Annotated in this window: 15 protein-coding genes; 4 read left to right on the top strand and 11 right to left on the bottom strand. The window is 70.0% G+C overall.

Annotation, left to right across the window (positions count from 1 at the left end):
- The 3 genes from HED23_RS19345 to HED23_RS19335 all read right to left on the bottom strand — a co-directional run bounded on the left by HED23_RS19345 (window position 1) and on the right by HED23_RS19335 (window position 3,388).
- Window positions 1-2,274, bottom strand: coding sequence for an NHLP family bacteriocin export ABC transporter peptidase/permease/ATPase subunit (locus HED23_RS19345; RefSeq protein ID WP_203184657.1), 2,274 nt, complete (start codon window positions 2,272-2,274; stop codon window positions 1-3).
- On the bottom strand, window positions 2,271-3,077 hold the full coding sequence (locus tag HED23_RS19340; protein ID WP_203184656.1) for an HlyD family efflux transporter periplasmic adaptor subunit: 807 nt from the start codon (window positions 3,075-3,077) through the stop codon (window positions 2,271-2,273). The genes HED23_RS19345 and HED23_RS19340 overlap by 4 nt, the downstream gene beginning before the upstream one ends.
- A gap of 83 nt (window positions 3,078-3,160) precedes the next feature.
- Window positions 3,161-3,388: a type A2 lantipeptide gene (locus tag HED23_RS19335; protein WP_203184655.1), complete on the bottom strand. Its 228-nt coding sequence runs from the start codon at window positions 3,386-3,388 to the stop codon at window positions 3,161-3,163.
- Between the two features lie 765 nt (window positions 3,389-4,153).
- On the opposite strand from HED23_RS19335, the gene HED23_RS19330 reads away from it, so the two are divergent.
- On the top strand, window positions 4,154-6,856 hold the full coding sequence (locus HED23_RS19330; RefSeq protein ID WP_420803039.1) for a cellulose binding domain-containing protein: 2,703 nt from the start codon (window positions 4,154-4,156) through the stop codon (window positions 6,854-6,856).
- 120 nt (window positions 6,857-6,976) lie between these two features.
- On the top strand, window positions 6,977-8,599 hold the full coding sequence (locus HED23_RS19325) for an FAD-dependent monooxygenase (RefSeq protein ID WP_203184654.1): 1,623 nt from the start codon (window positions 6,977-6,979) through the stop codon (window positions 8,597-8,599).
- A gap of 108 nt (window positions 8,600-8,707) precedes the next feature.
- Here HED23_RS19325 and HED23_RS19320 read toward each other — a convergent pair whose 3' ends face one another.
- The 8 genes from HED23_RS19320 to HED23_RS19285 all read right to left on the bottom strand — a co-directional run bounded on the left by HED23_RS19320 (window position 8,708) and on the right by HED23_RS19285 (window position 19,900).
- On the bottom strand, window positions 8,708-10,888 hold the full coding sequence (locus HED23_RS19320; RefSeq protein ID WP_203184653.1) for a discoidin domain-containing protein: 2,181 nt from the start codon (window positions 10,886-10,888) through the stop codon (window positions 8,708-8,710).
- A gap of 242 nt (window positions 10,889-11,130) precedes the next feature.
- Window positions 11,131-13,491 (bottom strand): family 43 glycosylhydrolase, encoded by a 2,361-nt coding sequence (locus HED23_RS19315; RefSeq protein ID WP_203184652.1) that lies wholly within the window; start codon window positions 13,489-13,491, stop codon window positions 11,131-11,133.
- Window positions 13,488-14,999, bottom strand: a complete 1,512-nt coding sequence (locus HED23_RS19310) for a sulfatase-like hydrolase/transferase (RefSeq protein ID WP_203184651.1) — start codon at window positions 14,997-14,999, stop codon at window positions 13,488-13,490. The genes HED23_RS19315 and HED23_RS19310 overlap by 4 nt, the downstream gene beginning before the upstream one ends.
- Complete coding sequence (locus HED23_RS19305; protein ID WP_203184650.1) at window positions 14,996-15,979, bottom strand: aliphatic sulfonate ABC transporter substrate-binding protein; 984 nt, start codon at window positions 15,977-15,979, stop codon at window positions 14,996-14,998. The genes HED23_RS19310 and HED23_RS19305 overlap by 4 nt, the downstream gene beginning before the upstream one ends.
- Before the next feature lie 47 nt (window positions 15,980-16,026).
- Window positions 16,027-16,806 carry an ABC transporter ATP-binding protein gene (locus HED23_RS19300; RefSeq protein WP_203184649.1) on the bottom strand — a complete coding sequence of 260 codons (780 nt, stop codon included), beginning with the start codon at window positions 16,804-16,806 and terminating at the stop codon, window positions 16,027-16,029.
- The gene (locus tag HED23_RS19295; RefSeq protein ID WP_203184648.1) at window positions 16,803-17,633 is read right to left on the bottom strand and encodes an ABC transporter permease; all 831 of its coding nucleotides are present in this window, start codon (window positions 17,631-17,633) and stop codon (window positions 16,803-16,805) included. The genes HED23_RS19300 and HED23_RS19295 overlap by 4 nt, the downstream gene beginning before the upstream one ends.
- Entirely contained in the window at window positions 17,630-18,844 is a 1,215-nt protein-coding gene (locus HED23_RS19290; RefSeq protein WP_203184647.1) for an ROK family protein, read from the bottom strand. Before HED23_RS19290 ends, HED23_RS19295 begins: the two co-directional genes overlap by 4 nt.
- 66 nt (window positions 18,845-18,910) lie before the next feature.
- Window positions 18,911-19,900 (bottom strand): formylglycine-generating enzyme family protein, encoded by a 990-nt coding sequence (locus tag HED23_RS19285; protein WP_203184646.1) that lies wholly within the window; start codon window positions 19,898-19,900, stop codon window positions 18,911-18,913.
- A gap of 257 nt (window positions 19,901-20,157) precedes the next feature.
- Between HED23_RS19285 and HED23_RS19280 the strand changes: the two genes are divergently transcribed.
- Both HED23_RS19280 and HED23_RS19275 read left to right on the top strand, forming a co-directional pair.
- The gene (locus tag HED23_RS19280) at window positions 20,158-20,883 is read left to right on the top strand and encodes a hypothetical protein (protein WP_203184645.1); all 726 of its coding nucleotides are present in this window, start codon (window positions 20,158-20,160) and stop codon (window positions 20,881-20,883) included.
- A gap of 120 nt (window positions 20,884-21,003) precedes the next feature.
- Complete coding sequence (locus HED23_RS19275) at window positions 21,004-21,684, top strand: class F sortase (RefSeq protein WP_203184644.1); 681 nt, start codon at window positions 21,004-21,006, stop codon at window positions 21,682-21,684.
- The last annotated feature ends 104 nt before the right edge of the window (window positions 21,685-21,788 follow it).

Here is a 21,788-nt window from a genome sequence, read left to right as displayed (position 1 = left end):
TCAGTGCTCCCTGACCAGTTCGGCGTACGGGCCGCCGGCGGCCACCAGATTCTCGTGACGGCCGCGCTCCACGACCGTCCCGTGGTCGAGGACCACGATCTCGTCGCTGTCGCGCACGGTGCTCAGCCGGTGCGCGATCACGACGCAGGCACAGCCGCGCCGCCGGAGGTTGTCGATGATGACGCGCTCCGTCTCGGCGTCCAGCGCGCTGGTGACCTCGTCCAGGACCAGGACGCTGGGACGGCGCACCAGCGCCCGGGCGATCTCCAGGCGCTGACGCTGCCCGCCCGAGAAGTTCCGGCCGTCCTGCTCGACCCTGCTGTGGATGCCGCGGGGGCGGCGGGCGACGACGTCGTACAGTGCCGCGTCCCGCAGGGCTTCGGTCACCGCCTCGTCCGGGACGGAGGGATCCCACAGTGCGACGTTGTCCCGGACCGTCCCCTCGAAGAGGAAGACGTCCTGGTCGACGAAGGACACGGACGCGGCGAGCGCACCCCGGGGTATGTCCTCCAGGCGCTGCCCGTCGATGCGGATCGTGCCTTCCCACGGGCTGTAGAGCCCTGAGATGAGCCGTGAGACCGTGGACTTGCCGCTGCCCGAACCACCCACGAGGGCCACCTGCTGCCCCGGACCCACGGACAGGGAGAAACCGGTGAGCAGCGGCTTGTCGAGCGGGCTGTAGCCGAAGGTGATGTCCTCCAGCGTCACGTGGCCCTTGAGGCGGCGGGTGCTCGCGGCCGGCTCCGGGCGGGAGTACAGCGGGTCGACCGGGAAGTTCTCGACATCCTTGAGACGGGCCACGTCGGCGGCGAAGTCCTGGACCCGGCCCGCCACTCCGTTGAGCCGGGTGAGCGGCGCGGTGAAGCGGGTCACCAGTGCCTGGAAGGCGACGAGCAGACCGATCGAGATGTGCCCCTCCACGGCCCGCAGCCCGCCGATCCAGAGGATCAGCGCGCTGTTGAGCGTCGCGAGGGCGGGGGCGACGATGCCGAGCCAGGCGCTCGGCACCCCGAGTCGCTGCTGCTCCTCCAGTGTCGTCGCGTGCTGCCCGGCCCACCGGCGGAAGTACCCGTTCTCACCACCCGTCGCCTTCATCGTCTCGATCAGCTGGAGACCGGTGTACGAGGTGTTCGTCAGCCGTGCGCTGTCGGCCCGCAGCTTCTGGGTGCCGGTGGCCCGCAGCCGCACGACGACGCGCATCGCGACGATGTTGAGCAGCGCGATCCCCACGCCGATGACGGTCAGCTGAGGGTCGTACGTCCAGAGCAGGAACGCGTAGAGGAGGACGACGATGCCGTCCACGCCGGCCGCGGTGAGATCCCGGGCGAGCGTCTCGGCCACGGCGTCGTTCGACTGGAGGCGCTGTACAAGGTCCGCGGGGCTGCGCTGCGAGAAGAAGGTGACGGGCAGCCGGAGCAGATGCCGGAAGAAACGCGCGCTGCCCAGCGTGGAGGAGATGATGCGCCCGCGCAGCAGATTCGCCTGTTGCAGCCAAGTCAGTACGGCGGTGAGGGCGACCATGGTGCCCATCGCGGCGAACAGCACTCCCAGCAGGGAGGTCTGTTCGCCAATCATGAACATGTCGATGTATGTGCGGCTCAGGGCCGGCAGCGCAGCCCCGACGGCCACCAGCAGCAGGCTGGCGAGCAGGGCTACGAGCATCGTGCCCGTGGTGCCGCGCAGCCGGGCCGGGAGCGAGGCCATGACGCCGGGCTTCCGGCCGCCGCGGCGGAAGTCCTCGCCGGGTTCGAGGACGAGGACCACCCCGGTGAAGCTGGTGTCGAAATCCTCGGTGGGTACGAACCGGCGTCCCTTGTCGGGGTCGTTGATGTGCACGCCACGTCGGCCGAGACGGTGTCCCACGCCGTCGTACACGACGTAGTGGTTGAACTCCCAGAAAAGGATCGCGGGTGCCTGGACCTCCACCAGGGCCGTGGGTTCCATCTGCATGCCCTTGGCCTGGAGACCGTAACTGCGAGCGGCCTTGAGCACGTTGCTCGCACGCGAGCCGTCACGCGAGACGCCGCAGGCGATCCGCAGTTCCTCCAGCGGCACATGGCGGCCGTAGTGACCGAGGACCATCGCCAGTGAGGCCGCACCGCACTCCAGGGCCTCCATCTGGAGCACGGTGGGGGTGTGCACCGTCTTCGTCCGCGCGGGCTTCGGCGCGGGGCGTGACCGCCGCCTGCTGCCCGGGGCTCCTTCCGGGCGGTGCCTGCCGCGGCCGGGAGGAGGCAACTGCTGGGCGTCGGGGGACGGGTGCGGCGCGGTCACGGGAGCAGCCAATCGATCGGGCGCTGGTCGGAGAGACGGATGGAGCCGGTGGCCAGGGTCATGGAGCCGATCGCGTAGGGAGGGCCCTCGGTCGAGGACCAGCGGTAGCCGGACTCCGTGGAATCGGAGCGTTCGAGCCTCACCAGTACCGCCAACGGCCTGCCGTGCCGGGAGAACTGCTCGCCGAGCTGGGCATCGCCGAGGAAGCGGGTGATCTGCTGCTGGGTCCGGGCCGCCCTGCCGACCGCGGCCACCTTTCCGCGCAGCACCCCGTACTGCTGGGCGGGCACGGACTGGACCGTGAGGTCGACGGAGGCGCCCACCGGTACCGACGCGGCACTGCTGCCGGACACGTACAGCAGGACCACCAGCGGGTCGTCCGCACCGTCGACCCGTTCGACGCTCGCCACATCCGCGCCGGTGGTGACCACCGCGCCGATCGTGGCGGTCACCGAGGTGAGCCGGCCCGCGTCGATCGTACGGACGACGCGTTCCCCCTGCTCCGTACGGACCTTGAGCAGGGGGGAGTTGCCGGGCAGCGTCTCGCCCTCCTCGGCGAGCACCTCGGTGACCTGCCCGGCGACCGGGCTCTGCAGGAGGTAACTGCCCCGGGAGTGGGTGAGGATGCCGGGCGCGTCGATCGTGCTGGCGACGGAACCCGTCGCGGCCCAGAAGCAGGCGGCGGCCATCACGACGACGGTGACACAGAGGACGAGCAGGCCCTGAGGGCGCGCGAAGCGCACCGGAAGATCGAGCTGTTCGGGCGACTGCAGCTTGGAAAGGGCCTGTTGGCGGAACTGCACGGAACTCTTCCCTCACCTGTCAGCGGTCGGCACCGAGCCCCGGAACCGATCGGCTCCGGGGCTCGGTGGGGTACTGCCGTGTCTCAGAGACCGGCGGTCAGGCCGGAGGCCAGGCCGGTGACCGCGCCCGTGTTCACGCCGGTGGCGCCCTCGACGAGACCGGTGACCGAGCCGACGACGCCGGCGACCGGGACGATGCCCTCAACGGTGCCCGTGACGTTGCCGACGAGGCCGCCTACGAGGCCGCCCGAGACGTTGTCGAGGTCGCTGTCGGAGATCTCGGCGGTCTCGACCTGGGGGGTGTAGTTCATGATGAGCGCTGCCCTTCGTATGGAAATTGCTTTTATACGGGAACCCGTGGTGCGGCTTCCGTATGGCCCAGGATCAAAGCACGCCTGTACCTCGTACAGCCAATCGAACTGAGGCGGATCTGTGGTTATCGGGTCGCTGTAATCGGCTTACGTGCAGAAGCGTTCATTTCATGACGGCAGATCCTTCACGAGCTTCACCGGATGAATTCCGCGCCGTCGCAACTCTGCGTCCCCCAAGTGGGGCAGTCCCGCCCCAATCGACCCACAGGACCGCCCGGACCTGGCATTTCGTGCCGGGTCGCGTGATCGGTGTGCGCACGCCGTGTGCAGGTTTCCGCGATATGGCTGCCTCGCATTTCCGGATGCCGGGGATGGGGGCGGCCCCGGGGAGGGTCGGAAGCTATCGGTATTCACGCCAGTGTAAAAGCTGAGCGTGGTTCTCTTTTCTTTCGACTCCGGCTGCGAATGGATGGAGCATTTATGGAGCGTTTTCCTGGCCCCTGTGTCCGTGGTGTCACGCGGCCTGCGAATACGTGAAGAAGGTGTGACCTCTTTCGTTGTTCCGTGGGCGGTGCGGCTCGCCGTGCGGCCGGGCGGGGGTCGCTCAGGAATGGCCGACTGGATTCATCCGATGAAACGACTGCATGGCCCTTCTCTCGGGCGAAGCGCGGCGCTACCATCGGGATGCCTTATGGGAGCGCTCCCATCTCTGTGTCAGCCCCGTACCGCCGCTGTGCGGCGGTCCAGCTCGGAGAGGACGTTTCCGTGCGCTTGAGCGCCAGACCAATCGCCGCCCTACTGGCGGCCCTTGCCCTCACCGCCGGGTTGTCGGTCACCGGCACCCCGGCCGTGGCACGCTCGGACGAAGGGCCCCCGGCGGCCGAAGCATCGGATGTGTCCATTGCCGCGGACACGTACACCTGGAAGAACGCACGGATCGACGGTGGGGGGTTCGTGCCGGGCCTCGTCTTCAACCGGTCCGAGAAGAACCTCGCCTACGCGCGCACCGACATCGGCGGCGCCTACCGCTGGGACCAGACGGGCAAGCAGTGGACCCCGCTGCTGGACTGGGTGGACTGGGACCGGTGGGGCTGGTCCGGGGTGGTGAGCCTCGCCTCCGACACGGCCGAGCCCGACAACGTGTACGCCGCCGTCGGCACCTACACCAACAGCTGGGACCCGACGAACGGGGCGGTCCTGCGCTCCTCGGACCGCGGCGCCTCCTGGAAGGCGGCGACGCTGCCCTTCAAGCTCGGCGGCAACATGCCGGGACGTGGGATGGGGGAGCGTCTCGCGGTCGACCCGAACAAGAACTCCGTGCTGTACCTCGGCGCACCCAGTGGCAACGGGCTGTGGCGGTCCACCGACTCAGGCGTCACCTGGTCGGAGGTGACCGCCTTCCCCAACCCCGGCAACTACGCGCAGGACCCGACCGACACCAGCGGGTACGGCAACGACAACCAGGGCATCGTGTGGGTGACCTTCGACGAGCGGTCGGGCACTGCGGGAAGCGCCACCCAGGACATCTACGTCGGGGTCGCCGACAAGGAGAACACCGTCTACCGCTCCACGGACGGCGGCGGCACCTGGTCCAGGATCGCCGGCCAGCCGACCGGATACCTGGCGCACAAGGGCGTACTCGACTCCGGGACCGGCCACCTCTACCTGACGCTGAGTGACACGGGCGGCCCGTACGACGGCGCCAAGGGGCGGGTCTGGCGGTACGACACCGAGTCCGGCGCGTGGACCGACGTCAGCCCCGTCGCGGAGGCCGACACGTACTACGGCTTCAGCGGCCTCTCCGTCGACCGGCAGAAGCCCGGAACCCTGATGGCGACGGCCTACAGCTCCTGGTGGCCGGACACACAGATCTTCCGCTCCACGGACAGCGGCGCCACCTGGACCAAGGCCTGGGACTACACGAGTTATCCGAACCGCTCCAACCGTTACACCCTGGACGTCTCCTCCGTGCCCTGGCTCAGCTGGGGTGCCAACCCGTCCCCACCGGAGACCGCCCCCAAGCTGGGCTGGATGACGGAGTCCCTGGAGATCGACCCGTTCGACTCGAACCGGATGATGTACGGCACGGGCGCGACGGTCTACGGCACCGAGAACCTGACGTCCTGGGACTCCGGCGGCCAGTTCAAGATCACACCTATGGTCAAGGGCCTGGAGGAGACGGCCGTCAACGACCTGGCGAGCCCGCCCTCCGGCGCGCCGCTGCTGAGCGCCCTCGGTGACATCGGAGGCTTCCGGCACACGGACCTCGACGCGGTGCCGGCCATGATGTTCACCTCGCCGAACCTGGACTCGACCACCAGCCTGGACTTCGCGGAGGCGGCCCCCGGAACGGTCGTACGGGTCGGCAACGCCGACGCCGCTCCGCACATCGGCTTCTCGACCGACAACGGTGCCAACTGGTTCCAGGGCTCCGAGCCCTCCGGAGTCACCGGCGGCGGTACGGTCGCCGCCGCGGCGGACGGCAGCGGCTTCGTCTGGAGCCCGGACGGCGCGGCCGTGCACCGCACGACCGGTTACGGAAACTCCTGGACCGCGTCCACGGGAATCCCGGCAGGGGCGACCGTCGAGTCGGACAGGAAGAACCCGAAGAAGTTCTACGGGTTCAAGGCCGGCACCTTCTACGTCTCGACCGACGGCGGAGCCACCTTCACCGCGAAGGCGACCGGACTTCCGGCCGAGGGCAACGTCCGCTTCAAGGCCCTGCCCGGCACCGAGGGCGACATCTGGCTGGCGGGCGGCGCCTCGACGGGTGCCTACGGGCTCTGGCGCTCCACCGACTCCGGCACGAGCTTCACCAAATTCACCGGCGTGCAACAGGCCGACAGCGTGGGCTTCGGCAAGGCTGCCTCCGGGGCCTCGTACCAGACCGTTTTCGTCAGCGCGAAGATCGGCGGGGTGCGCGGCATCTTCCGCTCCACGGACGCGGGCGCCAACTGGACGCGGATCAACGACGACGCGCGCCAGTGGGCGTGGACCGGCGCGGCGATCACCGGTGACCCCCGGGTCTACGGCCGGGTGTACGTGTCCACGAACGGCCGGGGCATCCAGGTCGGAGAGTCCTCCGACACCGGCGGCGGAGGAGGCACGGACCCGGGCCCCGGTCCGGACCCGACCGATCCGCCGACGGACGCCGAGTGCTCGGTGAAGTACAAGGTCACCAATCAGTGGTCCGGCGGCTTCCAGGCCGAGGTGACGGTCACCAACACGGGCAGCACCGCCTACGACGGCTGGCAGCTGGCCTGGTCCTTCCCGGGAGACCAGAAGGTCACCCAGATGTGGAACGCCACCCACCGTCAGGACGGGGCCAAGGTGACCGCGACGAACGTCGGCTGGAACGGCAAGGTGGCGCCCGGCTCCTCGGCGGGCTTCGGCTTCACCGGCACGTCGACGGGCGGTGCCGATCCGAACGCGTTCACGGTGGGCGGTGAGGCCTGCACCATCGGCTGACGCCCGTGGGCCGGTGCGGGGAGTGATTTCTCCCGGCACCGGCCCATGAGGTTGCAAAATGGACATACCTCTCCCTGTGTGGTGCATTGGAGTGAACGCACCTCGCCTGGGGAGGCACCCGTGGTCGACGTCGATGTGCTGGTCACAGGGGCAGGCCCCGTCGGTCTGACAGCCGCGTCCGAGCTGAGCCGGCGCGGGGTGTCGTGCAGGGTGGTCGACCGGCTCCCGGCTCGCCTCCCCTACGCGCGGGCCGTGGGCGTACAGCCCCGGACACTTGAGATCTGGGACCGGATGGGGATGATCCGGGAGGCCCTGGAGGCAGCGGTCCCGTTGAAGGGGCAGCTGCTCTTCGTCAACGGCGAGCAGGGTCCGCGCATCGATCTCGAACTGCCGCCCGAGGTGCCCTACGGCTTCGCCGCCCTCCCGCAGTACGAGACCGAGCGGCTCCTGGAGCAACTCCTGCGGCGCTGGGGAGGCCACGTCGAGCGCGACACCGAACTCGTCTCCTTCGAGCAGGACTCCGACGAGGTGCGGATCGTTCTCTCCCCGCCCTCGGGCGGCACGGAGGAACTGACGGCCCGCTACCTCATGGGCTGCGACGGCGCCCACAGTGCCGTGCGCAAGGGCCTGGGCCTGTCCTTCGAAGGCGCGGCGCTTCCCGAGGAGTACATGCTCGGAGACGTCGAGGTCGACTGGGACCTGCCGGCCGGATACGGGATACGGTCCTCGCGCACCGTCGAAGGACACACGGACGACCTCCTGGTGTGCATTCCCCTGCCCGGTGACCACCGGTACCGGATGTCGATGGCGGCCCCGCCCGAACTGTCCCGGACGGGGCAGGAGGACGCGGACGGGGTCACGCACGGCCTGAGCGGTGAACAGGGCCCGGCCCCCGGCGTCGAGGACATCCAGGCGGTGCTCGACCGGCTCTCCCCGCGCCCCACGACCGCCTCGTCGCTGCGCTGGTCCTCGGTCTTCCGCATCAGCCACCGCATCGTCGACCGGTACGGGCGGGGCCGGGTCTTCGTGGCCGGGGACGCCGCACACATCCACCCGCCCACGGGTGCCCAGGGCATGAACACCGGAGTCCAGGACGCGTTCAACCTGGCATGGAAACTCGCCGCCGCAGTGCGGGGCCACGCGGGTGCGGGACTGCTGGAGAGCTACGGCGCCGAACGCCGCCCGATCGGCGAGGAAGTGGTCGCGCGCACCCTGCGCCACGCCCGGAGAGGCATCCAGGCGGACCCGGACGACCCCGCGACGACGATGCTCCGCGAGGCCCAGTTGCTGATCGGCTATCGGGGCAGCCCGGTCGTGGGCCCTGACGGGTCCGCACACGACGGCCCCGCCCCGGGCGATCGCGCACCCGACTGCGGCGGTCTCGTGTACGCCCTGGGCACCTTCCCCGTCCGGCTGTTCACCCTGCTGCGCGAACGGGAGCACACCCTGCTTCTCTACGCCGACCACGCGGAACAGCTGGAACCGTTCGACGAGGTGGCAGCCGCTGCCGCGCGGGCGGCCCACGGTCTGCTGAACGCCTGCGCGGTGCTCGGACCGAAGCTGGACCCACCCGCGCTGCGCCTGCCCACGGTGCACGACAGCCTCGACGAATTCCGCCGGGCGTACGGCGCGCGGGGCGGCGAGGCGGTCCTGGTGCGGCCGGACGGCTACCTGGGACTGCGCACCGTCCCGGCTGACGGCCCTGAGCTGCCCGCGCACCTGGAAAGGCTCTTCGGGACGTGACGCGCGGCAGGGTGCGGCGCGCCGAGGGACATGACGCGGGGCCCGGCAGGGAGTGACTGCCGAGCCCCGCGCCGTCCGACGAGCGGGATCCGCTCATCTCACCCCGACTCAGGGAAAGGACACCACCTGGGAGGGGATGGTCGATGTGCCGGATGTGGGGGATCCGGTGTCGTTGATGACGTGCTCGTACTGGCCCTGGCCGCCCAGGGACACGACCAGCAGGTCGTGGAACTTGACTCCGGGTTTCACCGGGGCCTGGAAGCCGTGGTGCTGGCGGATGGTCGGGTCGACGTTGTAGTAGCAGTAGCTGCCCATGCCCCAGCCCTCGTGGGTGGTGACGGAGTCGTCGACCTTGTAGGCGGCGTAGCCCTTGGTGTCGCCGTTCTGGATGGCTGCCTGGTCGGGGGCGTCGTAGGCCTTCTCGTTCTGGAAGAAGATCGTCCTCCCGTTCTCGCCGGACCACCGGACGTCGTACTTGTTGAAGTGCTCGACGAACAGGCCGGTGGCCAGCACGTCGTCGCCGTTCACCTGGAGGCCGTAGTCGGACCTGTTGGTCTCCCAGCCGACCCCGTCGCCGTGGTCGGCGCGCCACAGCCAGGTGTGGTCGATGATCGTGTCGTCGCTGTTGATCACCATGGCGGTGGTCGCCTTGCCGGCTCCCGCGCCACCGACGCGGACGAACACGTCCTGGAGGCTTGTCGGGTTGGCGGAGTGGTCTGCCGACGCTCCCTCCGGGCCGACCTGGACGAGGACCGAGGAGTTCTGGGTCCCGGCGTCCACGAGGAGCCCGGCGAGCTTGACGCCGTCGACGTCGCCGACCTTGATCGCGGTCACGCCGTTGTCCGGGATGATCGTGGCGAGGCCCAGGCCGAGGGCGACGGTGTCGGCGCGGTTGATCTCGATGGGCTGGTTCACGTGGTAGACGCCGGGGGTGAACAGCAGGTGCAGGCCCTGGCGGACGGCCGCGTTGATGGTCTGAGCGGTCGCGCCGGGCTTGACGACGTAGAACTGGCTGAGGGGGATGGACTCGCCCTGCGGGGTGCCGTTCCACGAGACGCCGCGCGCGTTGGTGCGTTTGGCGGGGACGAAGACCTTGTAGGTGTTGCCGTCGAGGTACAGGAAGGGCTTCTCGCGGGAGACCGGGGTGTTGTCCAGGGTGGTGTAGGGCGGTTCGGGGAAGCTCTGGGCGGGGGCTCCCTCGACGCCGGAGAACGTCATGTTCCAGACGCCGTTGCCCCAGCTGCCGATGGAGCTGTCGCGGGTGTACCACTGCTGCTGGGAGTAGGGGCCGACCTGGCCGTCGATCTTGCTGTCGGCGATGTAGCCGCCGCTGGCCCAGCCGTAGCCGTCGGGTGCGAGGTTGAGGCCGCCTTTGACGTGCATGCGGCGGAAGGGGGCGGCCTGGGAGACGGCCCAGCGGTTGGTGCCGTTGACCGGGTTGAGGGCGAGGTTCTCGGCGGAGCGCCAGAAGTTCTGGGTGGCGTTGCCGTTGAACCAGCCGGCGTCGACGGTCACGTCGCCGTTGAAGGTGGTGTCGTCGGGCTTGAGGCCGAGCCCGGCGATGGAGGTGTAGAAGCCGATCTGCGCGTTGATGTTGTCGTAGGTTCCCGGCTTGAACATCAGTGCGTAGCGGTCGCTGCCGAACTGCGCGGACTCCTGCTTCTTGAAGATCTCGTCGACCTTGGCCTGGATGTTCGGCGTCGAGGGGTCGAAGACCAGCACGTTGGGGCCGAGGTCACCGCCTCCGGGGATCTGCGGGTCGCCCCCGCCGGTCGTGCCGAACACCTGGAACTCCCAGAGCGAGTGGCCGTAGCCGGTGGCGCGTGATGTGCCGGTCAGCCGGACGTAGCGTGCGGTGCCGGAGACGTTGAGGGTCTCCGTGCCGCCGGGGCCGGTGGTGGTGGAGTAGGCGGTGCTCCAGCTGGTGTTGTCCGAGGAGAACTCGATCCGGTATCCGGTCGAGTAGGCGGCCTCCCAGCGCAGCACGATCTGGCTCACCGAGGCGGCGGCGCCGAGGTCGACCTTTATCCATTGCGGATCGGAGAAGGCGCTCGACCAGCGCGTTCCGTTGTTCCCGTCCACCGCCGCCGCAGCGGGGGTGCCGCCGTTCTCCTGGCTGGACGAGGTGACCGTCTTCCCCTGGGAGAGCAGTGCGGGTGCGGCGCTCGCGGGGGACTGGGGGATGAAGGCCAGGAGCGAGAGGACGAGGCCGGCGATGACGGCCAGCACGCCGCTGCGTCTTCCGAGCGGTGCGAAAGCGGGTCTGTGGAGGTTCGGAGGTGCGTACATGGGGTCTCCTGAGTCGTGGGGCGGGTACACGACGCGCACAGCCGGAGAGCGCTCTCTCCGGCTGTGCGAGATACTCCACCCTTGTTACGAACGCGTCAAGAGATGTGCAACAGCAGATGTATCAGGCCCTGTTGGCGACAAGAACTGATGGCTGGGACGTAGTGATGACCCCTTCGGATCGGCCTCCTCGGTGACGGACCGTGACATCTGACGGCTCATGGGTTCAGGAAGTGGTGGCTGGTTCAGGGGGTTGCGTAAGTCCGTACGTAGTCGAAGTCCGCCGTCGCGCCGGCCCGGTTGAGAGACACGAGACCGGTCCTCAGCTCGCCCCGCACCGGAAGGGTCCAGACGCTGCCCGTCGACCAGTGGACGCCGTCGCGGCTGGTGGACGCGCGTACCTCGTGCTCACCGTGCGCGGTGTCTTGGTGGTAGGTCATCCGCAGCCACATCGTGTCGGCCGTGGGCCCGCCGAACATCGGAGCGTTGGCCACTGCCGTCGGCGGGGTGGTCGTCGGGCGCTCGCCCTCCTTGCCGAACTCGCTGACATCGAGCACGGCGCCGTCGCCGTTGGTGAGAGGCAGGACGGAATGGACGAGCTTGAACCACCGGTCGTCGTTCTCGTACAGGACGAGACCGGCCTGCTGGGCCACCTGGCCGGGAGTGAACCGCAGCTTCGTCTCCACCGTGAAGTCGCCCTCCGGTGCGTCCCGCAACAGCACGGAGGCCGTGTTGCCGCCCAGATGGAGCTCCGCGTTCTGCGTCGGCCAGGAGAGCCCGCCACCGGTCATGGCGACCCCCGCGGCCGGCCCGCGTACCCACTGCCAGGGGGAACCGGCACTCGTGCCCGGGACCGTGGCCGTGTCGAACTCGTCGCTGTGACCGGTCAGAAGACGCCCTGGGGGAGTGACTGCCACCCGCTTCGTCACCGGCCGGTACAGGGCGGCCGCGCCCACGTTGTCCGCAGCCGCGCCCGCACCCCGGGCGACGGCACCCACCGCACCCTTGCGCGCGGCGGCGGCCGGCAGGTCGCGGGACTGCAGGGCCACCGGGTCCCGCAGCCGGTCACCGGTCACCTCGGCGGTCAGCCGCTTCCCGCGAATCTCCACCGACACGTTGTTCCAGGTGCCCCAGGAGAATCCGGGCGGCAGAGCGGTGACCTGCTCGCCGCGGCTCCTGCCGCCCACGCGTACGTCGGTGACCAGCGCGCCGCGGGCCCGGTCGAGCCAGGCCACGATCCGGTTGCCCGGGTCCCGGTAGGCGACGGTGAGCCCCGCCGCCCCGCCCGCCTTCGTCACCCTGAGGTCCGCCTCGGCGCGCAGGTCCGCCGGGGCCCGTCCGGCTGCGACGAGGTACGCGGCCGACGTACCGGTGGCGCCGGGGGTGTGCACCGCGTGGCCGCGCGCGTCCGGATCGTTCTCGACGGCCCAGCCGGCAGGGGTGCCGCCCTCTGCCCGCCAGCCCGACAGGCCGCCTTCGTTGAAGGTCCCGCCGGTTGCCCACGCGGTCACAGGCGCGGCGGTCGGTCCGTCCGACGGTCCCGTGCCGGCCCGGACGACCGGCCATCCGTCGATCCAGTCGAGCCGGTCGATGAGCATGGGGCGCCGGGTCAGCTTCAGGGTGCCGTTCGAGGCGGGCGCGAGATCGGGCGACTCGGCGGGGATGCCGTGGTAGACCAGCCAGTCCTGCCCCGCGAGGTCGGTCTGGAGGGAGTTGTGACCGGGGCCGATCCACCGGTTGCCGTTGGCCCCGGCGACCACGCCCGCCTTGCTGGTGAGGGCCATCAGATCGGTGCCCTCGTCGTCGGTGAACGGACCGGTGGGACTGGTGGACCGCCCCACCTTGACCTGATAACCGCTGTACGCGCCGTCGCAGCAGCCCGCGTCGGAGTAGAAGAGGTAGTAGAAGTCCTTGCGCCTCACGACGAAGGCACCCTCGGCCCGGCGGCCACGGGCCACCTGCGTGACCTCACCCTCGGTCCGGGACAGGTCGGCGTTCAGCTTCGCGACGCAGACCGTGTCGTAGCTGCCCCAGTACAGGTAGGGCGTGCCGTCCGTGTCCGTGAACTGCGCCTGGTCGATGTTGCCCGTCGGGCAGCCGCTCGGCGAGGGCAGCACGGCACCCCGGTCGGTCCACGGCCCCGTCGGGGTGGCGGACGTGACGAGGCCTACGGTGTTGCGTCCCGGTACGGAGTAGTAGAGGTGGTACAGGCCGGAGGCGTAGCGGACTTCGGGAGCCCACAGCCGCGAACCGTTGTGCCAGGCCGGCTTGTTCGCCGGGGTGAAGACCTCGCCCGCGTACTCCCACGTCACCATGTCGGCCGAGCGCAGGATCGGCAGCATGCGCTCGCCGTCCTCGCCCTCGCTCTGTTTGACCGGGTTCTGGGTGCCGTAGGCGTACCAGAGGCCGTCCTTGCCACGGATCATCGCGGGATCCGGAAAGGTGTCGACGGCCCCCGTGGAGACCGGGTTGGTGTACGTCGCCGCGGTGGCCGGGCGGTCCTGAGCGCCGTAGGACGGGGCGCTCGCGAGAGCGAACACGCAGAGCAGGGAGGCGGCGCCCGCCGTCCACCGGGACAGGAAGCGTGGGCTTCTCGTGCGTCTCATGGTGTCTCCGTGAGTGTTCCGCCCGGATCCGCGGCCGCGGTCCAGGTCGTGTCGTCGTTCTCGAAGGCGCTGAGGCTCGGGTCGTAGTCGGAGGCACCGATGTCGTACATCGATGTCATCCAGTGGTAGAAGTTGTCGCCCCGGTCCCGCAGCAGCTCGTACAGCCGCCGCATCAACCTGACCCGTACCTCGTCGAACTCGGGGTGCGTGTACCGGTTGCCGAGCTCGTGCGGGTCCGCTTCCAGGTCGTACAGCTCGTTGACGGACTCCGGGTTGACGACGAGCTTGTAGCGGTCGTCGCGGATCATCCGCTGTGGGTACGGGAAGTGGTGGCCGTGGAACTCCGCGACCAACTCGCCCGGCCAGTCCGGGGCTTCCCCCTTGACCAGCGGGACCAGGCTGCGGCTGTCCACCGCCGGGGACGGGTCGCATCCAGCGAGTTCGAGGATCGTCGCGGTGCAGTCGGTCAGGCTGACGAGCTCGCCCCTGACCTGCGGGGCGACCCCGGGGATCCGGATGATGCCGGGGATGCGGTAGATGTCCTCGTACATCGCCGGGCCCTTGTCGTGGAGCCGGTGGGCGCCGGTGAACTCGCCGTGGTCCGCGGTGAAGAACACGGAGGTGTCCTCGCTGAGTCCCAGCTCGTCGAGGCGGGTGAGGATGCGCCCGATCTGCTCGTCGATCAGGGTGACGTAACCCCAGTAGACCGCGATCAGTTTGCGGGTCGTCTCGATCGGGATGGTGTCGAAGGCCCAGTGCGCGCTGTAGTTGCGCTGGACCGGCGGTTTGCCCTCGAAGGTCTCGGCCACGGACGGCGGGAGCTCGACGAGCGCCGGATCGTAGAGGTCGAAATAGGCGTCCGGCAGCAGATAGGGAAGATGCGGGCCGAAGAAGTGCGTGGCCAGGAAGAACGGCTCCTCGCCCGCCGCGTACCGCTCCAGGTGCTCGATGGCGCGGGTGGCGAGGTAGTGCTCGAACGTCGCCTCCACCGGCTGGTGCAGCCGGGCGGCCAGCAGATTCCCCGGGTTCCCGCCCGGGGCCGTGCCCCGGACCGGTTCGGAGATGCGGTACGGGGGCAGCCCGTTCTCCTCCAGATACGCCAGGTAGTCCGGATGGTCGACGGGGTTGTGCCAGCCCGGCAGGTCCGGCCCCTCGAAACCGTACGAGGCGGCGTTGCGGTGGGTCCCGCCGTGCCACTTGCCGATGAGGCCCAGCCGGTAGTCGCGTGCGGCCAGCGCCTCCGGGAAGGTGAAGGCGTCCTCGCGCAGGTCCTCCAGATAGCCCACGTTGCGTTCGTAGTTGGCGAGCAGCCTGTGGCGGAAGGGCGCCTGCCCGGTGAGCAGGCTCGCCCGCGCGGGGGTGCAGATCGCGGTGGGCGTGTAGAAGCGGTCGAAGCGTGTGCCGGCGGCGGCCAGCCGGTCCAGGTTCGGCGTGGCGACGTGCGGATTGCCGTAGCAGCCGAGGGTGTCCACCCGGTGCTGATCGGTCATCAGGAACAGCAGATTCACTTTTTGTACGCCTTCGTGTAGAGGTCGCCCTCGTAGTACGTGTCCGCTGCGGGCGCCTTCTTCAACTGGCCGGTGCTCACGAAGAACTCGCCGAGGCCGTCCAGCCAGCCCCCCACCGTGCCGTCCTGGGTCCTGGCCACCAGATCGGCCGTCGACAGCGTCTCCACGTTGGCCGCGTCCGCCGCCACCTTGGCGCGGTCGGTCTTCAGCAGCGAGGCGGCGACGTCGATGGACTCGTCGGGGTGCGAGGCCCGCCAGTCGTTGGCCTTCTGGAGGACCTTGACGACCTTGGCGTTCAGCTCGGCATCGCTCCTGGCCGGCGCCACGAAGGCCGTGGGGAACGCCCGGTCCTTGAGGTCCGCCGTACTCGCGACCTCGTTGAGTTCCGGCTTTTTCGCCTTGATGGTGTCGATCAGCGGATACCAGAGGCCCGCCCCGTCGATCTGCCCGGAGATGAACGCCGAGACGACCGTGGACGGGTCCATCGGCACCTTCTCGATGTCCTTCTCCGACATCCCGGCCTTCTGCAGGGCGAGATCGAGCGCCATCGCACCGGAGGTGCCCTCGGGCACACCGACCTTCTTGCCCTTGAGGTCCTTGATGGAGGTGATGCCGGGCTGGGCTATGACCCGGTCGGCGCGGGCGAGCGTGTTCACCGCGACGACCTTCGCCTTGCCCGACGCGGGCAGCCACATGGCACCGGGGCCGATGTAGCCGAAGTCGAGGTTGCCCGACCCGAGCGCCTGGATCTGGAGCGGGCCGTTGGTGAACGTCGAGTACTCGGGGTTCAGCCCCTCCTCCTTCCAGAGCCCCTGCTCGTCCGCGATGGCCAGCAGGCTGGCGCCGTTGTAGTCGCTGATGTAACCGAAGCGGACGGTGGAGGCGCCGTCGGCGGAAGAGTCGCCGGAGCATCCGGTGACGGAGAGTGTCAGGGCGGACACGGCGACGGCCGCCGTCAGGGCGCGCTGGGGTAGACGCATGGCGCAGGGTTCCTTAGGGATTCGGGGGAGCGGGGGACGGGCGGTTGTCAGGCGGCCGGGGCGGCCGTGGGCTGGTGGTAGACGGAGGTCCACACGGAATTGCGGACCCTGGCGAACTCGGGTGAGAGCCGGATGGCTTCGGTACGCGGATAGGGCAGGTCCACATCGATGACCGACTGGATCCGGCCGGGCCGAGCGGCCATCACCACCACGCGCCGGGCGAGGTACACGGCCTCGTCCACGTCGTGCGTGACGAACAGGACGGTGCGCCGGTCCCGGCTCCAGGTGTCCAGGAGCTGGTCCTGCAGCTGGACCCGGGTCAGCGCGTCCAGTGCGCCGAAGGGCTCGTCCATCAGCAGCACCTGCGGATCGACGGCGTAGGCACGGGCGATGGCGCAGCGCTGCTTCATCCCTCCCGACAGCGTCTTGGGAAGCGCGTCGGCGAAGTCGGTGAGACCGACCAGGCCGATGGCACGCTCCGCCCGCCGCTTCCGCTCAACAGCCGGCACCGACGCCAGCTTCAGCCCGAACTCGACGTTGCCGCGCACGGTCAGCCAGGGGAACAGCGCGTACTGCTGGAAGATGACTCCACGGTCCGGCCCCGGCCCGGTGACCGGTCTCCCGTCGACGAGGACCTCGCCCGAGGTCGGGACGGCGAGCCCTGCGGCCAGGTTGAGCAGCGTGCTCTTGCCGCACCCGGAAGGGCCGACGAGGGTGACGAACTCCTGGTCACCGATGTCCAGTGACACCTCGTCGAGAGCGGTGAAGGTGGACTTCTTCAGCGGAAAGGTCCGTGAGACGTTCCGGAAGGAGATCTTGGCGTTCATCGGGTCTCCTGCCAACGGGTGAGGCGTCGTTCGGCGAGCAGCAGCAGCCGGTCCATCAGAAGGCCGAGCAGGCCGATTGTGATCAGAGCGACGAAGATGGTGGGGAGGTCGTAGTAGATCTGCGCCCGCTGCATCTGGAAGCCGAGCCCTTCCTGCGCCGCGATCAGCTCCGCCGCGACGAGGGTTCCCCAGGCGGATCCGAGCCCGATCCGCATCCCTACGAGGATGAACGGCGCGGAGGCGGGCACGACGACCTTGAGGAATATCGTGCCGTCGCGGGCGCCCAGCACCCGCGCGGCGTCGATGAGTGTCCTGTCGACCCCCACGACGCCCTGGAAGGCCGCCACGACGCTCGACAGGAACGCCGCCAGGAAGATCACGAACACCTTGGGAACCTCACCGATGCCCAGCAGCACGATGGCCAGCGGAATCATGGCCAGCGGCGGCACCGTCCGGAAGAACTGGACGTACGGCTCCAGCAGTCCGCGCGCCACCGGGTACCAGCCCATCAGGAAGCCGACGGGCACGGCCAGCAGGGTGCCCAGCGCGAAGCCGGTCAGGACCCGGCGCAGGCTCGCCAGCGCGTCGGCGGCCAGCGTGCCGTCCGCGATCAGCTCGCCCGCCCTGCCCGCCACGGCGGCCGGGCCCGGCAGTGCCTCCACCCCGAGCGAGGCCAGCCAGGCCCACAGGCCGACACCTGCCACCAGGGCGATCAGGTTCAGGGCGATCGCGGGGACGCGGATGCTCCTCCGCCGGTGCTCACCGGTGCGTTCGGCGCCGTCCGGTACGGGAGCGGCCCGTTTCAGCGGGGTCTCCGTGGAACTCATGTGGCGTCCTCGGGAAGGTCTTCGCTGCCCGGTTCCGGGTAGCGGGCGAGCAGTGGGGACTCGTGGAGTGCGAGGGCGACCCCGCCGAGCGCGCCGCCTGCCTCTCCGAGCCCGGCGGGCAGCAGCGTCACCCGCCCACGGGCCAGCGGCAGGACGTGCGCGTCGAGTGCTTCCCGCACGGGTGACAGCAGCGCCTGCCCCGCGCGGGCCAGTTCACCGCCCAGCACGATCACACCCGGGCCGACCGCGTTGACGACCCCGGCGAGCACCGCACCGGTCCGTGCCCCGGCGGCCCGCAGTACCTCGTGTGCCGCCGGGTCGCCGTGCTCGACCGCCCGCAGCAGGGTCGGTACGTCGTCCGCGCGTCCGCCCAGCCCTCGGTAGGAAGCGAGCACGGGTCCTATCGACGCGATCGTCTCCAGGCAGCCCCTGCCCCCGCACTCGCACGGTCCCCCCTCGGGGTCGGCGGTGATGTGCCCGAGCTCGCCGGCCAGGCCGTCCACCCCCCGGTGGAGCGAACCGTTCACCACGAGGCCGCCGCCCACACCGTGCGACAACCGCAGGTACAGCACGTCCTGGCTGGCCGCCGCCGCTCCCCAGGTGGACTCCGCGAGGGCCGCGAGCCGGGTGTTGTTGTCCAGCAGGACCGGGGCCCCGAACCGCTTGCCCAGCAGCTCGGCCAGGTTCGCCAGAGGTTCCTCCGGCGCACCGCCCGCCGTCCGTACCGGGCCGACGACGCCGACCCCGACCGCGCCGGTCGTGCCGAGGGAGGCCAGCCGCAGGGTGCCTCCGGCGAGCGAGGCGACCAGCCGCTCGGCCAGCTCCACCCGCCGCTCCCAGGAGAGCCCAGGAGGATGGGCCCGGCTGGCCGAACCGATCACCTCGTGCGCCACGTTGGCGGCGGCGACGTGCACGGCGCGGCGGGCGAAATCGATGCCGACGGCCTGACCGGCCGCCGGGTTGAGCGTGAGGTGCTCCACCGGACGGCCGCGCCTGCGCGGACCGGGCTCGGTCGCGGCCGCCACGACGGCACCGCTCGCGACCAGGGTCCCGACTATGTCGTACAGCGTGGTACGCGAGAGCCCGGCCTGGCGTCCGAGCTCGGCCCGGCTCTGTGGTCCGTGCCGGCGCAGCAGGCCGAGTACGCGTTCCTCGTGCCCGCGCCTCAGCCGCGAGAGAGGTCCACCGTGTGAGTGCATGGCGCCCAGCATGATGACCGCGCGATTTTTTCGTCAATGACCCGGAAAAATATTCATGTTGCCGCAATGACCGGGGGATCAGACCACGCGCACACAGCGGAAGCCGAGGTTCCCCGTGGTGCTGTCCGGTGTGTTGCGGGTGCGGGCGGCCACGCGGTACCGGTTGCAGTACGAGCGATGGCACAGGTAGGAGCCGCCCCGCATCACCTTGGCGTCACCCGCACCCGGGCCGCGCGGGTCGCTCCGGCGTACCGCCGGATGTGCGGTGCTCCACCAGTCCTGGCACCACTCCCAGACGTTGCCCGCCATGTTGTACAGGCCGAAGGCGTTCGGCTGGTAGGCGTCGACCGGAGCGGTTCCCACGTAGCCGTCGTCGGCGGTGTTCTTCGTGGGGAAGTGCCCCTGCCAGATGTTGCAGCGGTGCTCCCCGCCCGGGGTCAGCTCGTCGCCCCACGGATAGCGGGCCTGCTCCAGGCCGCCCCGTGCCGCGTACTCCCATTCGGCCTCCGTCGGCAGCCGGGCGCCGGCCCAACGGCAGTACGCACGCGCATCGTTCCACGACACGTGCACCACGGGATGGTCCTCGCGGCCCTCGATTCCACTGCCGGGGCCTTCGGGCATGTTCCACCGGGCGCCCTCCACCCCGCACCACCAAGGGGTACCGTCCGGGCGGCCGGCACCGCGCCGCAGCTCGGCCGGCAGGAACCCGGCGAAGACGTACGACCAGCCGAAACGTTCCGCCTCCGTGACGTGACCGGTGGCCGAGACGAAATCCGCGAAGCGCCGGTTGCTGACCGAATGGGCGTCGATGCGGAAGGCCGAGACCCGGACCTCGCGGACGGGGCCCTCGCCGTCGGCCCGGAACCCCTCCGGATCCTCGGTCCCCATGAGGAACGATCCGCCGGGCAGCAGGATCATGCCGTCGTCGGCACCCTTCGCGGTGGACGCCGGCGGGGAGACCTGGTCCTCCCGGCCCTGGCGTACCGGGCCGGACGGCGCGGTCCCGGACGGGACGTCAGGCCTCCGACGGCCGGGGGAGCAGCAGCCGGCCGGTGCGTTGTCGTTCATGCCGTGATCCTACGAGCACCGTCGGGCCCTCTACACGGATGATCGTCTTCTCCCAAACCTCGCCCCGGCGTGGCGTGCCGTCCAACGGGTGACTTCTGGCTCCCTGTCACACGATGAGCCCACCGCGTCGCTCGAATGCGGCCTTCCCGAGTGGTGCGCCCCCGGATTTCAGCTGACGGTGGATCACGTCGCACCCGTGATCCGATGAGCCGACAACCAGCCGGCCAGCGCGGGAGTGGCGAAAGGACTGTGTATCCATGCGCTCTGCCCGCACCCTGTTCGCATCGGCCGCCGTCACGGCGGTCCTCGCGGTCTCCGTCCCCGCCGCATACGCCGTGACGTCGGCGGACGACTGGGACAAGGACAGCGGCTCCTCCGCCAGCAGCAACGACGACCGTGAGAAGCCGGACTCGTGGAAGCACGAGAAGCCCGAGGGCGGTGTGCACGCCGGTGGCGGCGCGCTGGCCGGCGTGTCGGCCGACGAGTGGGAGAAGGAGAAGGACGAGGAGAAGGACAAGGACAAGGAGTCCGGGTCCAAGGACGACCATGAGAAGTCGGACTCGTGGAAGCACGAGAAGCCCGAGGGCGGTGTGCACGCCGGTGGCGGCGCGCTGGCCGGCGTGTCGGCGGACGACTGGGAGAAGGACAAGGACAAGGAGTCCGGGTCCAAGGACGACCATGAGAAGTCGGACTCGTGGAAGCACGAGAAGCCCGAGGGCGGTGTGCACGCCGGTGGCGGCGCGCTGGCCGGCTTGTCGGCCGACGACTGGGAGAAGGACAAGGAGTCCGGTTCCGGCAGCAACACGGACGGCGAGAAGACCTGGAAGCACGAGAAGCCCGAGGGTGGCGTCCACACCGGCGGTGGGGCGATGGCGCTCTCCGGCAGCAGCCTGGCCGCAGGGTCGGTGCTGATGCTCGGAGGCCTGGGTGCCGCCGCGTACAAGCTGCGCCGCCGCAACGCCTCGGGTGCCGCGGCCGCCTGACCGGTGCCCCGCTCCTCTGCATGAATTCTGTCGTGGCCGCCGCCCCTCCCCGGGGCGGTGGCCGCGCCGATTTCCCCGTACAGCCGCCCGTTCCCCCCGTACGCGAAAGGCAGCATGCGCATGGACGCCCCGCAGCCGTCCGAAACAGACCCCGCCGCCTCCCCTGCCGTCGGCCGTTCCTTGCTGTGGCCCGTCGTGGCCGTGGGCCTGGGCTTCCTCCTCGTCTACAACTCCTTCGACGCGTCGGCGGGAGTCCCGCCGGCCCCCGCGGTGGTGTCGCTGCCCGCGGCCTCGGCACCTGCCGCGTCCGCCCCGCCCGCTTCTCCGCGCGGGCTGCCCCGGTCCGAACCCGAGCGGATCTCGATCAAGTCGATCGCGGTCGACGCCCCCTTCACGCCCCTGTCGATCGGCCCCTCGGGGCAGCTGGACGCGCCGCCCGCGAACGACGCGAACCTGGCGGGCTGGTTCAAGGACGGCGCCACTCCGGGGGAGCGCGGCACTTCGGTGGTTGCCGGGCACGTCGACACCAAGACCGGCCCCGCCGTGTTCCTGCTGCTCAGCACGCTCAAGGACGGCAGCACGGTGGACATCACCCGCGAGGACGGTGTCGTCGCGACGTTCGAGGTCGACTCGGTGGAGACGTTCAGCAAGGCGGACTTCCCGAGCGACCGTGTGTACGCCGACAACGGCACCGCCCAGTTGCGGCTGATCACTTGTGGCGGTGTCTACGACAAGAAGAAGAAGGACTACGAGGACAACGTGGTGGTGTTCGCCCACCTGGCCTCCGCCAAGAACTCCTGAGCGGTCCGGCCCTCGACCCCGGCACCCGGGTGGCGCTCCGCGCCCGCGAGGCTCCGTTTCGGCCATACTCCCCGGGGCCCACACTCCCCGGGGCCCGCGGACGC

This window comes from Streptomyces pratensis, from assembly GCF_016804005.1.
Classification (GTDB): Bacteria; Actinomycetota; Actinomycetes; order Streptomycetales; family Streptomycetaceae; genus Streptomyces; species Streptomyces pratensis_A.
Note: the sequence above shows the minus strand (reverse complement) of the source record. Positions and strands in the feature narration are given on the sequence as shown.

Excerpts from the sequence above, each read along its gene's own strand:
- HED23_RS19320 (WP_203184653.1), bottom strand. The coding sequence starts at position 10,888 with ATGTACGCACCTCCGAACCTCCACAGACCCGCTTTCGCACCGCTCGGA.
- HED23_RS19275 (WP_203184644.1), top strand. The coding sequence starts at position 21,004 with ATGGACGCCCCGCAGCCGTCCGAAACAGACCCCGCCGCCTCCCCTGCC.
- HED23_RS19295 (WP_203184648.1), bottom strand. The coding sequence starts at position 17,633 with ATGAGTTCCACGGAGACCCCGCTGAAACGGGCCGCTCCCGTACCGGAC.
- HED23_RS19335 (WP_203184655.1), bottom strand. The coding sequence starts at position 3,388 with ATGAACTACACCCCCCAGGTCGAGACCGCCGAGATCTCCGACAGCGAC.
- HED23_RS19280 (WP_203184645.1), top strand. The coding sequence starts at position 20,158 with ATGCGCTCTGCCCGCACCCTGTTCGCATCGGCCGCCGTCACGGCGGTC.
- HED23_RS19285 (WP_203184646.1), bottom strand. The coding sequence starts at position 19,900 with ATGAACGACAACGCACCGGCCGGCTGCTGCTCCCCCGGCCGTCGGAGG.
- HED23_RS19290 (WP_203184647.1), bottom strand. The coding sequence starts at position 18,844 with ATGCTGGGCGCCATGCACTCACACGGTGGACCTCTCTCGCGGCTGAGG.
- HED23_RS19315 (WP_203184652.1), bottom strand. The coding sequence starts at position 13,491 with ATGAGACGCACGAGAAGCCCACGCTTCCTGTCCCGGTGGACGGCGGGC.
- HED23_RS19305 (WP_203184650.1), bottom strand. The coding sequence starts at position 15,979 with ATGCGTCTACCCCAGCGCGCCCTGACGGCGGCCGTCGCCGTGTCCGCC.
- HED23_RS19300 (WP_203184649.1), bottom strand. The coding sequence starts at position 16,806 with ATGAACGCCAAGATCTCCTTCCGGAACGTCTCACGGACCTTTCCGCTG.